Genomic DNA, 14116 nt, shown 5'->3' with positions numbered 1-14116 from the left:
CGCGGGTGCGGGCCCGCGCTGTCTGTATTTATTTTGAGAGACGGCTAGCTTACGGCTTTATTCGAACGGTGTCGAACGCGCGCGCCGATGGCCATGTCGAGGTCAGGGGGAACGCTACGTGCGTCGGCTACGCTTCGTGAACCGCGATTCGCGTATCGCCGAACAGCACGACCTGGCCCGCGCGGATCTTGCAGGTCTTGCGCAGCTCGACCACGCCGTCGACTTTCACCGCGCCGGACGCGACGAACATCTTCGCGGTGCCGCCGCTGTCCGCGAGGCCGGTGATCTTGAGAAGGTTGTGCAGCTCGACGTATTCGCCGGTCAGCGTGAAATCCAGATTGGGCATGGCGAGAGAGGTGCGCGGCGCGCGGGAGGAATCGCCCCGCATCATACGGCACCGCGCGCCGGCACGCGAGCGCCGCGGCGCCGGCGGGTTCGCAGCGCGCAGTTGTTAAGGTCTGTGAGCGATTCGTCAGCAAATGAAACGGTGGGTAACAGTCTGAGAGATTCGAGAACCGGCCGGGCCGGCCGCGGGTCTTTTCTCGTACCTGCCGCGTGTTGCGGTGGGGACGCGACGGATCGCATCGAGGCGGTCCGCGCCCACAACTTCTCGAGGAGGATACTCATGTCCAAGATTCGTACGATGCTGATCGGTGCCGCGCTGACGGCGTTCGCCACTTCGGCCGCCTTTGCGCAGACCGGCGCCGCGACGCAGGGTACCGCGGGCGCCGGCGTGCAGACGCAGACGCCGGCGGCCGGGGCAGGCGCGGGTATGCAGGGCAGCGCCGGCGCGAACGCGTCGGGCAATACGGTTGGCGGTGCGACCGATGCGGTCGGCACGGCAGCCGACGGCGCGGCCGATACGGCGGCGTCGTCGGTCAACTCGACCAAGAAGCACACGAAGCATGCGATGAAGTCGGCCAAGCATCACGCCTCGGCAAAGCCGAAGTCGAAGGTGGGCGACGAAGCGGTCGAAGGCAGTGCGTCGACCGGCGTGCAGGGCGGTGCGTCCGCATCGGGCGCCACGCAGTAAGCGGTGCCCGATCGTCGCGCGACGTTCGCCCCGGACGGCGCGTCGCGACGACGATCGAACGACGGCCCGGTTCGCGTCAAGCGAACCGGGCCGTTCTTCATACGTGACAGCGAGCCGTCACGGCCGGCGCTGTTCCGTCCCTGGCGCCGGCGCGGGCCGCGTGACCGGTGCGAACACGCTGCGCAGCCATGCGGCGAGCCGCGCGAACACGTCGTACGGCTCCTCGACGAAGATCTCGGGCTTCAGCAGCCGCAGGTATTCCATGATCTGCTGCGCTTCCTGTTTCTGGAACGAACCGTGCGCGAGCCCGAGCCGCAGCAGGCCGCGCAGCTCGCCGAGCTTGTCGCGCGCGGCGCTGCCGACGCTCATCTCGCATGCGAGCTTCGCCTCGTAGATGCGCTGGCGCAGCGATTCCGCCAGCCGCCACGCGGGCGTCTGCATCATCTCCTCGAGTGCCTGGATGTCGTGTACCGCGCTCTTGATCTGCGCGGCCAGCGGATCGACGAGGGCCGGGTCGCCCTGCGCTTCGGCGACGATCGCCTTGGCCCAGTCGCGGCACGCCTTCACGAGTTCGTCGGGCGTCCATTCGGAGCGCGACGCGAAGCCGAAGCCGAATTCGCCGGCCTGCCGCATCAGGATCGCGACGACGTCCGGAAATTCCTTGTCGAGTGTGCGCTTCGCCCATGCGTACTGGCCGCCTTCGAGCATGCGCTGCACGGCATGCTCGGTCAGCGGCACCATGTTGTCGAGCAGCTTGGCGCGCAGGAAATCCTCGAACGACGGCGTCGCGAACTGCGGGTCGAGTTTCAGCGATACGCGCACGAACGCGTCGTAGTCCTTGCGCAGGGACGCAAGCGTGTCGTCCTTGAGGGATAGGGTGATCTGGCCCATGGGTCGTCTCGATGGCGGCCCGCGCTGGCCGGCGGCCGATACCGCGCACCGGTGCGGGCGCAGCGTCGACGGACCGGTTCGCGCCGAGCCTATGGCGGGTCTTCACTCCAATATCGGCGCTTCGGACGAAAACTTGAGCGGGGGCCGTCCGTCCGCTCAGGCCGGCAGCCAGTGCGGGATCACGACCCCTTGCCAGAAGAAGAACACCGCGAGCCCGACCGCGATCGTCACGAGCGGCCGGCGTGTCGTCGCCGACACGAGCACGGCGGCGAGCGCGCCGACCAGCTGCGGATTGCGCCAGGTCAGCTCGGCCGTGCCGCCGTGCGGCGCGACGGTCATCGGCACGATGATCGCGGTCAGCACGGTGACGGGCACGAAGCCGAGCGCGGTGCGCACGAGCGGCGGGAACGTCAGCCGTTCGCCGAACAGGAACAGCGTCGTGCGGATCGCGTAGGTGATCGCGGCCATTCCGAGGATCAGCAGTGCGTAGCTCACGATGCGGTCTCCGTACGCGAACCGGTGCGCGAGCGCTCGTGCCGCAGCGTGAGCGCGACGCCGACCACGACGCCGGCGGCGACGGCACCCAGCAGCCCGAGCTTGTACGGCCAGCCCTGCCAGAAGTACGCGAGCGTGCCGGCCGTTGCGGCAGCCGCGAAATAGCGCAGCGTGCGGAGCTGCGGGACGACGATCGCGATGAAGGTCGCCGCCATCGCGAAATCGAGGCCGAGCGACTGGAGGCCCGGGAAGGCCGCGCCGAAGCCGATGCCCACGAGCGTCCAGACCTGCCAGTTCAGGTACATCGCGAGACCCGAGCCGAAGAAGTAGTGAGGGCCGATCGCGCCGGGCGGGAAATGCCGGTAGTGCGCGTACGCGACCGCGAACACCTCGTCGGTCATCAGCGCGCCGAGCGTCGCACGCCAGCGCAGCGGCAGATGCGCGACGTACGGTGCGAGCGTCGCGCTGTACAGCAGGTGGCGCAGGTTCACGATCAGCGTCGTCGCGAGCACGACGACGAAGCTCGCGCTGCCGGCGATCAGGCCGACTGCGATGAACTGCGCCGAGCCCGCGAATACCGCGAGCGACATCAGCGCGCCGTGCCAGGCGGCGAGCGGGCCTCCGGTGACGAGCGTGCCGAAGATCACGCCGAACGGCGCGGCGCCGATCATCATCGGGATCGTGTCGCGTGCGCCGTCGAGCCATTCGTTGAGCGGGCGGCGGGGCTGGGGCGAGGATGCGGGTGTCGGATTCAAGGGGCGCTTCTCCATGAAATGGAGGATAGCGGGCGGCTGCCGCGACGGCTTGTATGTTCTTGCGCCGCCCGCGGGTGCCGGCGGCGCAAGGTGCGTGCCGGTCGCCGTGTGGCCGAATCCCCGGCGACGGCGGGACGTGCGCGTCAGCGTGCCTGCCAGCGCCCGGGCGGCACGCCGAACATCCGTTTGAAATGTCGCGTGAAGTGGCTCTGGTCGACGAAGCCGCTAGCCGCCGCGACATCGGCGATCGTCGCGCCCGCGCGCAACGGCGCCAGCGCGCGTTGCAGCCGCAGCTGGTTGCGCCATGCATGCGGCGGCATGCCGGTCGTGCGGGTGAACAGGCGCGCGGCGTGAAACGGCGACAGGCCGGCCGCCTGTGCGATATCGTCGAGCGTGACCGTGCACGTGAGATCGGCGGCGAGCCGCTCGCGCATCGCTTCGACGCGCGGTTCGTCGGCCGCGAGCACGGCCGGTTGCAGCCGTGCGTCGGCATGGCGCGCGATCAGCGTCGACAGCGCGTCGAGCATCGCCGTTTCGGCGGCGAGCGGTTCGTAGATGCGCGGCGCAGCGGTTGCCGCGGCGTCGTCGGCACGCTGTTCGTGTGCGCGAGCGGCCGGCATGCGTTCGCTGCCGGCCTCCATCATCCGGTGGGCACGCGCGAGCCGCGCGGCGAGATCGGTGTCGCGGATCACGTCGGACGGGAACCATGGCGCATCCTGCGGCCGATCGGCGATCGCGCTCGCGAGTGCGCGAATGTAGTCGACCGGCACGTAGCTCACGCGATAGCACCAGCCGTCGTCGGTCGCGCGCGAGCCTGTGTGGACTTCGCCGGGGTTGATCACCGGCACGGTGCCCGTTTCGGCGACATGGCCGGTGCCGCGGTACGTGTAGCGCTCCGCACCCTCGAGAATCACGGGAATCGTGTACGCGTCGTGCCAGTGCGGTGCGAACGTGTGGTTGCGATAGGAGGCCGTGAGCAGATCCGCATCCGGCAGCAGCGGCGTGCGCCAGTAGCGTGCGGAGTCGGGAAGGCGGGTGGCGGACATGGTCGGGCGCGGGGCGAGCGAATCGACAGTGTATCGCTCGCGTGCGCGACCCGCGCGGGCTTACTTGACCGGAATCGTCGTACCGGCCGGCATCGGCACCGCGGTCACGGCGTTCTTGGGGCTGCCGCTGACGATGCGATCGCTGTAGGTCAGGTAGACGAGCGTGTTGCGCTTCTTGTCGACCACGCGCACCACGTGCAGCGTCTTGAAGATGAACGACATCCGCTCGCTGAACACGTCGGTCTGCTGCTTGAGCGGCTCCTTGAAGCTGAGCGGGCCGACCTGCCGGCACGCGATCGACGCTTCGCTCGGATCCTCGGCGACGCCGAGCGTGCCCTTGATCCCGCCGGTGCGTGCCCGCGACACATAGCAGGTCACGCCCGTCACGAGCGGATCGTCGTACGCTTCGACGACCACGCGGTCGGAGCCCGTCACGCGGAAATGGGTGTTAACGCTGCCGACTTCCTCCGCGTGCGCGAGCGGCGCGGCGGCCAGCGCGGAGACGAGGAGGGCGAACGGTGCGGCGGAAAGGAGACGGTGCTTCATCGACGGAACCGGATGCGAATGCAGGACAGAAACTCTAGCATGCGCGGCGGCGACCGATGGGCGCCGGAAAAACAAAAGGCCCGTCGAATGACGGGCCTTTCATTGTCTGGCTCCCCGACCTGGGCTCGAACCAGGGACCTACGGATTAACAGTCCGGCGCTCTACCGACTGAGCTATCGGGGAATAAATCGGTACATCTGCATGCTTGTTCGGGAACCAACAAAAAACCCGTCCACTTTCAACGGGCTTTTGTTTTTTGGCTCCCCGACCTGGGCTCGAACCAGGGACCTACGGATTAACAGTCCGGCGCTCTACCGACTGAGCTATCGGGGAACAAACAACAACAGCAGAGAAACGAGATTGTATGGAGTGTTCGCTAACCTGTCAATACTTTTGAGCGGCGGGGCACCAAAAATTTTATGCGGCGCCGCTGCGCGATCAGCGCTCGAGCAGGTGCAGCTTTTCCTGCACGTCCTTCCACTCGTCCGCGTCGGCCGGTGCCGGCTTGGTCTTCGTGATCGACGGCCAGTTCTTCGCCAGCTCGGCGTTCAGCTCGGTGAACTGCTGCTGGTCGCCCGGAACGTCTTCTTCGGCATAGATCGCATTGGTCGGGCACTCGGCGACGCACACGGCGCAGTCGATGCACTCGTCCGGATCGATGGCGAGAAAGTTGGGACCTTCACGGAAGCAATCCACCGGGCACACATCCACGCAATCCGTGTATTTGCACTTGATGCAGCCTTCGGTCACAACGTGAGTCATTAAAACGCTCCTGCTTCGCGGTATATATGGGGTGGCGTTTGCGCCAAAAGCGGCATTGTAACTGAACCTCAAAACCCGCATGGCGTGGTCGGCTTTCCGGCTTATATCGTTTCGTGATTAGTTTATGGGGCGACGGCGGATGTCGCGCCCGCGGCAGCGGCAGCGGCGCAATGCGGGGCGGGCAGGGCGGTTTCACGATGGTCGGGCCCGCATTCGGGTAACATGGCCGACAGACCGGGCGGCGCGCGGTGCGCCGGGGCCCTGTCACGATACTGGCGGTGCCGTAAACATGATCATCACTTCGCTGCTCGACACGGATCTCTACAAGTTCACGATGATGCAGGTCGTCCTGCATCACTTTCCTGCCGCAAACGTCGAGTACCGGTTCCGGTGTCGCACGCCGGGCGTCGACCTCGTGCCGTACATCGACGAGATCCGCGACGAGGTGCGCGGCCTGTGCTCGCTGCGCTTCACCGACGTCGAACTCGACTACCTGCGGCGGATGCGCTTCATCAAGAGCGATTTCGTCGAATTCCTCGCGCTGTTCCACCTGAACGAGAAGTACATCTCGATCACGCCCTCGCCGAAGGGCAACGGCGAGATCGACATCGTGATCGAAGGGCCGTGGCTGCACACGATCCTGTTCGAGATCCCGGTGCTCGCGATCGTCAACGAAGTCTATTTCCGCAACACGCAGCGCGAGCCCGACTATCGCGAAGGCCGCGAGCGGCTGCGCGAGAAAATCAAGCTGCTCGGCGCGCGGCCCGAGTTCGCCGACTGCAAGATCGCCGACTACGGCACGCGCCGGCGCTTCTCGAAGGTGTGGCACGAGGAGGTCGCGCTCACGCTGCGCGACGGGCTCGGCGCGCAGTTCGCGGGCACGAGCAACGTGTTCTATGCGATGAAGCACGACCTGACGCCGCTCGGCACGATGGCGCACGAATACCTGCAGGCGTGCCAGGCGCTCGGCCCGCGGCTGCGCGATTCGCAGACCTACGGTTTCGAGATGTGGGCGAAGGAGTATCGCGGCGACCTCGGGATCGCGCTGTCGGACGTGTACGGAATGGATGCGTTCCTGAACGACTTCGACATGTATTTCTGCAAGCTGTTCGACGGCGCGCGCCACGATTCGGGCGATCCGTTCGAATGGGGCGAGCGCATGCTGAATCATTACGAAGCGAACCGCTGTGACCCGCGCACCAAGGTGCTCGTGTTCTCGGACGCGCTCGACATCCCGAAGGTCATGCAGCTGTACGAACGGTTCCGCAACCGCTGCAAGCTCGCGTTCGGCGTCGGCACCAACCTCACGAACGATCTCGGCTACGTGCCGCTGCAGATCGTGATCAAGATGGTCCGCTGCAACGGACAGCCGGTCGCGAAGCTGTCGGATTCGCCGGGCAAGAGCATGTGCGACGACAAGGCGTATCTCGCGTACCTGCGCCAGGTGTTCGGCATCGCGCAGCCGGTGGACGACGACTCGTCGCAGTAAGCGTCGGCCATGCGGCCAGGTGCGTTGCGACGAGGGCGGCCGGTATAATCCGACGGTATCGCACGCCAACGTCACGAGGACCGTTCATGGACACTTCCGCTGCCCGTCGCCAGATCCTCGCACGCATTCGCGCGGCGCAAGGACGCGCGCCCGAACCCGATGCGGCGGAGCGCGACGGCGTCGCCGACTATCTCGCCCGTCATCCCGAAGGGCCGCGCCCGCCGATGCCGGCCGACCTCGTCGCCGCATTCGTCGATGAAGCGGCGCGCCTGTCGACGACGGTCGACGAAGTCGCGACACTGGCCGACGCGCCCGCTGCCGCTGCACGTTATCTTTCCGCTCACGGCCTGCCGATGCAGGCCGTCGCATGGCGCACGCTCGCCGAGCTCGACTGGGCCGGCGCGGGCCTGTCGGTCGAATGCCGCAAGCCGCGCGACGGCGATCTCGTCGGCCTGACCGGCTGCTTCTGCGCGACCGCCGAGACGGGCTCGCTCGTGCTGCTGTCCGGTCCCGACACCTATGCATCGGCGGGGCTGCTGCCGGAAACGCACATCGCGATCGTGCCGGCGTCGCGCATCGTCGCGGGCCATGAAGAGGCGTTCGCGCTGATTCGCGCGGAGCGCGGCGAATTGCCGCGCGCGGTCAATTTCGTGTCGGGCCCGTCGCGCACCGGCGATATCGAGCAGACCATCGTGCTGGGCGCCCACGGCCCGTACCGCGTTCACGCGATCGTCGTGCGCGGCGCATGACGCTTGCACCGGCTTCATTCCTCCTCGAATCACTCTTCACTCGCACAAGGAAGTTCTGCATGAAACGACATGCCGCCTGGGCGGGCATGGCGTCGGGAGCCGCGCTTGGCGCCGTTCCCGCGTTCGCATCGGCCGCCACGCTCGACGGTGCCACGCTGTCCGCACTCTGGGGTATCCCGTTCGCCGGGATCCTGCTGTCCATCGCGGTGTTCCCGCTCGTCGCGCCGGTGTTCTGGCATCACCATTTCGGCAAGATCGCCGCGGCGTGGGCGATCGTGTTCCTGGTTCCGTTCGCGGTCGCCTTCGGCGCGGGCACGGCGTTCGGCACGCTGGTGCATGCGCTGCTCGAGGAGTACATCCCGTTCATCGTGCTGCTGACCGCGCTCTACACGGTCGCCGGCGGCATCTGCGTGAACGGCAACCTGCACGGCACGCCGAAGCTGAACACGGCGATCCTCGCGCTCGGCACGCTGCTCGCGAGCGTGATGGGCACGACGGGCGCCGCGATGCTGCTGATCCGGCCGCTGCTGCGCGCGAACGACAACCGCAAGCATGTCGTGCACGTCGTGATCTTTTTCATCTTCCTGGTCGCGAACGCGGGCGGCTCGCTGTCGCCGCTCGGCGATCCGCCGCTGTTCCTCGGGTTCCTGAACGGCGTGAGCTTCTTCTGGACGACCGCGCATCTCGCGCTGCCGATGCTGTTCATCTGCGCGGTGCTGCTGGCGCTGTTCTTCGTGCTCGACACGTACTTCTACCGGAAGGGCGGCGAGGAGAGGCCGGCCGCGCTCGACCCGACGCCCGACGGCGCCGCGCTGTCGATCGACGGCAAGATCAACTTCGTGCTGCTCGCCGCGGTGATCGGCCTCGTGCTGATGAGCGGTATCTGGAAGCCGGGCATCGCGTTCGACGTATGGGGCACGCACGTCGCGCTGCAGAACCTGGTGCGCGACGTCGCGCTCGTCGTGGTCGCGCTCGCGTCGCTCGCGTTGACGCCGCGTTCGGCGCGCGAGGGCAACGCGTTCAACTGGGCGCCGATCGAGGAGGTCGCGAAGCTGTTCGCGGGGATCTTCGTGACGATCGCGCCGGTGATCGTGATCCTGCGCGCCGGGGCCGACGGCGCGTTCGCGCAGATCGTCCATCTCGTCACGGGGCCCGACGGCAAGCCGATCGACCTGATGTACTTCTGGGCGACCGGCCTGCTGTCGTCGTTCCTCGACAACGCGCCGACCTACCTCGTGTTCTTCAACCTCGCGGGCGGCGATGCGCAAGCGCTGATGACGACCGGCGCGACCACGCTCGCCGCGATTTCGGCGGGTGCCGTGTTCATGGGCGCGAACAGCTATATCGGCAATGCGCCGAACTTCATGGTCAAGGCGATCGCGGAATCCCGCGGCGTGAAGATGCCGAGCTTCTTCGCGTATCTCGGCTGGGCGCTCGTGATATTGGTACCCGTATTCCTGCTGACGTCGTGGATTTTCTTCCCGGCATAGGCTGACGATTTTCAACCAAGCGCGGACGGTTCCGGCGGCGCACGCAGCGCCGCGTTCCGGCCGCGGCATGCGGAGATGGCGATGCAGAAGATCCTGGTCGCACGGCCGATTTTTCCGGACGTGATCGAACGGCTCGAACAGTATTTCGAAGTCGACTGGAACAACGGCGACGCGCTCGCGCCCGATGCGCTCGCCGCACGTCTCGCCGACAAGGACGGTGCGCTGACGGCCGGCGACCCGGTCGGCGCGGCCACGCTCGCGGCCGCGCCGCGCCTGCGCGTCGTGTCGAACATGGCGGTGGGCTACAACAACTTCGACATGGCCGCGTTCAATGCGGCGAACGTGCTCGGCACCAACACGCCCGACGTGCTGAACGAGTCGACCGCCGATTTCGGCTGGGCGCTGATGATGGCGGCCGCGCGCCGGCTCGCCGAATCCGAACACTGGCTGCGCGCCGGACACTGGCAGAAGTGGGCGTACGACGGTTTCCTCGGGAGCGACATTTACGGCTCGACGCTCGGCGTGATCGGCATGGGGCGCATCGGCCAGGCACTCGCACGCCGCGCGCGCGGTTTCGGGATGCAGGTGATCTACCACAACCGGTCGCGGGTCGCGCCGGAGATCGAGGCCGAGCTGAACGCCGAATACGTGTCGAAGGACGCGCTGCTGGCGCGCGCCGATCACGTCGTGCTGGTGCTGCCGTACACGAAGGAGAACCATCACACGATCGGCGCGGCCGAGCTCAGGAAGATGAAGCCGACCGCGACGCTGACCAACATCGCGCGCGGCGGCATCGTCGACGACGCGGCGCTGGCCGCCGCGCTGCGCGACGGGACGATCGCCGCGGCGGGCCTCGACGTGTACGAAGGCGAGCCGAGCGTCCATCCGGCGCTGCTCGAGGTGCCGAACGTCGTGCTGACGCCGCACATCGCGAGCGCGACCGAGAAGACGCGCCGCGCGATGGCCAATCTCGCTGCCGACAACCTGATTGCCGCGCTGGGCGAAGGGCCGCGCGCGGGTCAGCCGCCGAATCCGATCAACCCTGACGTGATCGGGAAGCCGCGCGCATGACGACGATGTTGTTGCTGGCGGCAGTCGTCGTGCTGGCCGTCGCGCTTGCGGTGGCGGTCGTTGCGATCATGCGCGGCGGCGGCCGCCACGACGACGTGGCCGTGCTCGGCGACCAGATCGAAGACGCCGCGCACGCGCAGGCGCTCGCGGTCGAGCGGCTCGAACGCGAGCTGCGCGGCGAGATCGTCGAGAATGCGCGCGGCTCGCGCACCGAGCTGGCCGGCAATTTCTCGCAGCTCCAGCAGACGCTCGCGACGCAGCTGACGAGCATCGCAACCGTGCAGAACAACCAGATCGACGGTTTCGCGCAGCAGCTCGGCAAGCTCGTCGCCGGCAACGCGCAACAGTTCGACGCGATGCGCGAGAGCGTGCAGCGTCAGGCGCAGCAGGCGCGCGAAGAGCAGACGGTCGCGCTGCGGCTGTTCGGCGACACGCTGAACCGGCAGCTCACGCAACTGACCGAGGCCAACGATCGCCGGATCGGCGAAGTGCGCGCGACGCTCGAGCAGCGGCTGAAGGAAATCGAGACGAACAACGCGGCGAAGCTCGAGGAAATGCGCCGCACCGTCGACGAGAAGCTGCACGCGACGCTCGAACAGCGGCTCGGCGAATCGTTCAAGCTCGTGTCGGACCGGCTCGAGCAGGTGCACCGCGGACTCGGCGAGATGCAGACGCTCGCGGCCGGCGTCGGCGACCTGAAGAAGGTGCTGACCAACGTGAAGACGCGCGGCACCTGGGGCGAGGTGCAGCTCGAGGCGTTGCTCGAACAGATGCTCACGCCCGACCAGTATGCGAAGAACGTCGCGACGGTGCCGAAGAGCAGCGAGCGTGTCGAATTCGCGATCCGGTTGCCGGGGCGGGAAGCGGGCTCGCGCGACGCGTCGCCGGTATGGCTGCCGATCGACGCGAAGTTTCCGCGCGAGGACTACGAGCGGCTGATCGATGCGCAGGAGCGCGCCGATGCGGTGGCGGTCGAGGAAGCGGCTCGTGCGCTCGAGGCGCGCGTGCGGATGGAGGCGCGCACGATCGCCGAGAAGTACGTCGCACCGCCGCATACGACCGATTTCGCGCTGCTGTTCCTGCCGACCGAGGGGCTCTACGCGGAGATCCTGCGCCGCCCGGGGCTGACCGACCTGCTGCAGCGCGATTACCGCGTGACGGTGGCAGGGCCGACCACGCTGACCGCGTTGCTGAACAGCCTGCAGATGGGCTTCCGTACGCTCGCGATCGAGCAGCGTTCGAGCGAGGTGTGGCAGGTGCTTGGCGCGGTGAAGACCGAGTTCGGCAAGTTCGGCGACGTGCTCGCGCGCACGAAGGCGCAGCTCGAAACGGTCACGCGTTCGATCGAGGCGGCCGAGCAGCGCACCCGCGTGATGAACCGCAAGCTGAAACAGGTCGAGGCGTTGCCGGGCGACACGGCGGCCGGGCTGCTCGGCGCGGAAGCCGCGGACGGCGCCGATGGTGCCGATGCGGACGACGCATGACGCATGCGTGAGATGCAGCCGCAACCGGCTGGAACGAGAAACGGGCGCCGCGGCGCCCGTTTTCTTTTGCAGTGCGGCCGGTGCGGCCGGCCCGCGCCCAGCGTTCAGCGTGCGGCGAGCGTGTCCAGCGCGTCGCCGGTGACGCGCACGATGCGCCATTCCGGCAGCACCGTCGCGCCCATCTTTTCGTAGAAGTCGATCGCCGGCTGGTTCCAGTCGAGCACCGACCATTCGAAGCGGCCGCAGCGGCGCTCGACGGCGAGGGCCGCGAGGTGCTGCAGCATCGCGGTGCCGAGGCCCGTGCCGCGCTGCGACGGCTGCACGTACAGATCCTCGAGATACAGGCCACGGCGGCCGAGGAACGTCGAGTAGTTATGGAAGAACAGCGCATACGCGACGATCGCGCCGTCGCGCTCGGCCACCAGCGCTTCGGCAGCGGGGCGCTCGCCGAACAGCGCGTCGGCCAGATCGGCTTCGGTTGCGACGAACAGATCGGTGAGCTTCTCGAACTCGGCCAGCTCGCGCATCAGCGCGAGGATCGCGCCGACGTCGCGCGCGTCGGCCGAGCGGATCAGCGGCGTGCCGCTCACGCTTCCTCCGGCGGATCGGACAGCACGATCTCGATACCGCCGAAGCGCGACGCGACCCAGTTGTACGCGTGGCAGGCGATCCACAGCAGCACGAAACCGAGGATCGCGTTCAGCAGCAGCGCGCTCAGGATCGTGCTCAGTTCGACCAGCCCGTAGCGGATGTACGCGACGAGGATGCCGAGCAGCACGATCGGCACGCTGAACGTCAGATAGACGAGGATCAGCGCTTTCGCGGTCTGCCCCGCGGCGATCGACGAGATTTGCTTCTTCATGTGTGGATTGCCCCCGTGGAAATATACCGATTGGAATTCAGATCAGGCCGTCGAGCGGCAGGATGTCGACCGGGGCGCCCGCGTCGACTGCCGCGGTATCGTGGCCCAGGACGATGAAACAGTTGGCGGCCGCGAGGCCGCTCAACGATGCGGAACTCTGCGAACCGGCCGGCGCGACGTCCCACTGGCCGTCGGCGGCGCGCGTCGCGATCGCGCGCAGGTATTCGGTGCGGCCCGGGCGCTTCTTCAGTGCCTGCGTGCTGCGTGCCGCGTACATCGCCGGCGGCGGCGCGTGCGCGCCGGCCAGCGTCAGCAGCGCGGGGCGCACGATCGCGTAGAACGTCACGGCGGACGCGACCGGATTGCCGGGCAGCCCGAAGAACAGCACGTGACCGTCGCCATTGCGCGCAGGTGCGAGCGTGCCGCATGCGAGCGGCCGACCTGGGCGCAGCGCGAGGCTCGCGAAGGTCACGTCGCCGAGCCGTGCCATCACGTCGCGCGTGAAATCGGCTTCGCCGACCGACACGCCGCCCGACGTGATCACCGCGTCGGCGTCGGCTGCAACCGCATCGCGCAGCGCGCGTTCGAGCGCAGCCGGATCGTCGCGGACGATGCCGAGATCGAGCGCGTCGATATGCAGCCGTTCGAGCATCGCGACCAGCATCCCGCGGTTGCTGTCGTACAGCGTGCCGCGGCCGAGCGGGTCGCCGGGTTCGCGCAGCTCGTCGCCGGTCGAGAACACGGCGACGCGCACGCGGCGGCGCACCGTGACTTCGCGCAGCCCGAACGACGCGAGCAGCCCGAGATCGGACGGACGCAGGATGCGGCCCGCTGCGAGCGCGCACGCGCCGCGCGCGAGATCCTCACCGGCGCGGCGGCAGTTGGCGCCGCGCGCGGCATCATGCGCGGCGAAGCGCACGAGGTCGCCGTCGACGCGCACGCGTTCCTGCGGAATGACAGTGTCGCACCCGGCCGGCATCGGTGCGCCGGTCATGATGCGGATGCACGCGCCGGGCGCGACGGCACCGTCGAACGGATGGCCGGCGAACGCGGTGCCGGCGACCGTCAGCGCGATATCGGCAGCGGCGGTCGAAGCGGGCGCGATCGCGGCGCCGTCGAACGCATAGCCGTCCATCGCCGAGTTGTCGTACGCGGGAATGTCGAACGGCGCATTCACGTCGGCCGCGAGCACGCGGTCGAGCGCGTCACGCAGCGTCACCGTGTCGCACGCGTCGACCGGCACCGCGAACCGGCATGCGAGCGCCTGCGCGTCGGCGAGCGACAGCGGGGCCGCGGAATCGGGTGCGGGTCGGGAAGCGGGCGAGGATTGCGTGATCATCAGTCGGACTGCGCCGCAAGGCGTATCGGGTTCGTGGCCGGTGGCGCGCGGAGGGCGCCTGAGCGCGCAGGCGCATGCGGCGGGCGGAAACGGAGGCCGGTGCC

16 protein-coding genes and 2 tRNA genes are annotated in these 14116 nt (G+C 68.0%); 6 read left to right on the top strand and 12 right to left on the bottom strand.

The window, feature by feature from the left end; all coding sequences use genetic code 11:
* Nucleotides 1-127: 127 nt before the first annotated feature.
* On the bottom strand, nt 128-346 hold the full coding sequence (locus tag C7H84_RS20685; protein WP_121860533.1) for an RNA-binding S4 domain-containing protein: 219 nt from the start codon (nt 344-346) through the stop codon (nt 128-130).
* Nucleotides 347-625: 279 nt separating this feature from the next.
* Between C7H84_RS20685 and C7H84_RS20680 the strand changes: the two genes are divergently transcribed.
* The gene (locus tag C7H84_RS20680) at nt 626-1033 is read left to right on the top strand and encodes a hypothetical protein (protein WP_121860532.1); all 408 of its coding nucleotides are present in this window, start codon (nt 626-628) and stop codon (nt 1031-1033) included.
* A 117-nt stretch (nt 1034-1150) separates the two neighbouring features.
* On the opposite strand, the gene C7H84_RS20675 is transcribed toward C7H84_RS20680, so the two are convergent.
* The 8 genes from C7H84_RS20675 to fdxA form a co-directional block, all read right to left on the bottom strand.
* A complete protein-coding gene (locus C7H84_RS20675; protein WP_121860531.1) occupies nt 1151-1924 on the bottom strand; it encodes a DUF4088 family protein in 774 nt (257 codons plus the stop codon).
* A gap of 156 nt (nt 1925-2080) precedes the next feature.
* Complete coding sequence (locus C7H84_RS20670; RefSeq protein WP_011883902.1) at nt 2081-2419, bottom strand: AzlD domain-containing protein; 339 nt, start codon at nt 2417-2419, stop codon at nt 2081-2083.
* Nucleotides 2416-3189 carry an AzlC family ABC transporter permease gene (locus C7H84_RS20665; RefSeq protein WP_121860530.1) on the bottom strand — a complete coding sequence of 258 codons (774 nt, stop codon included), beginning with the start codon at nt 3187-3189 and terminating at the stop codon, nt 2416-2418. The genes C7H84_RS20670 and C7H84_RS20665 overlap by 4 nt, the downstream gene beginning before the upstream one ends.
* Nucleotides 3190-3317: 128 nt before the next feature.
* Nucleotides 3318-4220 (bottom strand): AraC family transcriptional regulator, encoded by a 903-nt coding sequence (locus C7H84_RS20660; RefSeq protein ID WP_121860529.1) that lies wholly within the window; start codon nt 4218-4220, stop codon nt 3318-3320.
* A 60-nt stretch (nt 4221-4280) separates the two neighbouring features.
* Nucleotides 4281-4766, bottom strand: a complete 486-nt coding sequence (locus C7H84_RS20655; protein ID WP_121860528.1) for a CreA family protein — start codon at nt 4764-4766, stop codon at nt 4281-4283.
* 107 nt (nt 4767-4873) lie between these two features.
* Nucleotides 4874-4949: transfer RNA gene (locus C7H84_RS20650), tRNA-Asn, on the bottom strand.
* A 74-nt stretch (nt 4950-5023) separates the two neighbouring features.
* Nucleotides 5024-5099 (bottom strand) — tRNA-Asn (locus tag C7H84_RS20645).
* A gap of 105 nt (nt 5100-5204) precedes the next feature.
* Nucleotides 5205-5528, bottom strand: a complete 324-nt coding sequence (gene fdxA, locus C7H84_RS20640) for a ferredoxin FdxA (protein ID WP_006753067.1) — start codon at nt 5526-5528, stop codon at nt 5205-5207.
* Nucleotides 5529-5817: 289 nt separating this feature from the next.
* Here fdxA and pncB point away from each other — a divergent pair, with 289 nt between their 5' ends.
* From pncB to rmuC, 5 genes are all read left to right on the top strand, one after another.
* Nucleotides 5818-7017 carry a nicotinate phosphoribosyltransferase gene (gene pncB / locus C7H84_RS20630; RefSeq protein WP_121860527.1) on the top strand — a complete coding sequence of 400 codons (1200 nt, stop codon included), beginning with the start codon at nt 5818-5820 and terminating at the stop codon, nt 7015-7017.
* 86 nt (nt 7018-7103) lie between these two features.
* The gene (locus C7H84_RS20625; RefSeq protein ID WP_121860526.1) at nt 7104-7766 is read left to right on the top strand and encodes a lactate utilization protein C; all 663 of its coding nucleotides are present in this window, start codon (nt 7104-7106) and stop codon (nt 7764-7766) included.
* Between the two features lie 59 nt (nt 7767-7825).
* Entirely contained in the window at nt 7826-9256 is a 1431-nt protein-coding gene (locus C7H84_RS20620; RefSeq protein ID WP_121860525.1) for a sodium:proton antiporter, read from the top strand.
* An 81-nt stretch (nt 9257-9337) separates the two neighbouring features.
* Complete coding sequence (locus C7H84_RS20615; RefSeq protein WP_121860707.1) at nt 9338-10327, top strand: D-glycerate dehydrogenase; 990 nt, start codon at nt 9338-9340, stop codon at nt 10325-10327.
* Complete coding sequence (gene rmuC / locus C7H84_RS20610; protein ID WP_121860524.1) at nt 10324-11811, top strand: DNA recombination protein RmuC; 1488 nt, start codon at nt 10324-10326, stop codon at nt 11809-11811. Before C7H84_RS20615 ends, rmuC begins: the two co-directional genes overlap by 4 nt.
* 104 nt (nt 11812-11915) lie before the next feature.
* Here the strand turns inward: rmuC and C7H84_RS20605 are convergent, their stop codons facing one another.
* The 3 genes from C7H84_RS20605 to glp are packed head-to-tail and all read right to left on the bottom strand — an operon-like array spanning nt 11916 to nt 14012.
* Complete coding sequence (locus C7H84_RS20605; RefSeq protein ID WP_121860523.1) at nt 11916-12401, bottom strand: GNAT family N-acetyltransferase; 486 nt, start codon at nt 12399-12401, stop codon at nt 11916-11918.
* Nucleotides 12398-12673 (bottom strand): hypothetical protein, encoded by a 276-nt coding sequence (locus tag C7H84_RS20600; RefSeq protein ID WP_121860522.1) that lies wholly within the window; start codon nt 12671-12673, stop codon nt 12398-12400. Before C7H84_RS20600 ends, C7H84_RS20605 begins: the two co-directional genes overlap by 4 nt.
* Nucleotides 12674-12710: 37 nt before the next feature.
* Nucleotides 12711-14012, bottom strand: a complete 1302-nt coding sequence (gene glp, locus C7H84_RS20595; protein ID WP_121860521.1) for a gephyrin-like molybdotransferase Glp — start codon at nt 14010-14012, stop codon at nt 12711-12713.
* Nucleotides 14013-14116 lie beyond the last annotated feature (104 nt).

The organism is Burkholderia sp. Nafp2/4-1b, from assembly GCF_003635165.1.
In the GTDB taxonomy this organism is placed as follows: Bacteria; Pseudomonadota; Gammaproteobacteria; order Burkholderiales; family Burkholderiaceae; genus Burkholderia.
This window is presented reverse-complemented; position numbering and strand designations above follow the sequence as displayed.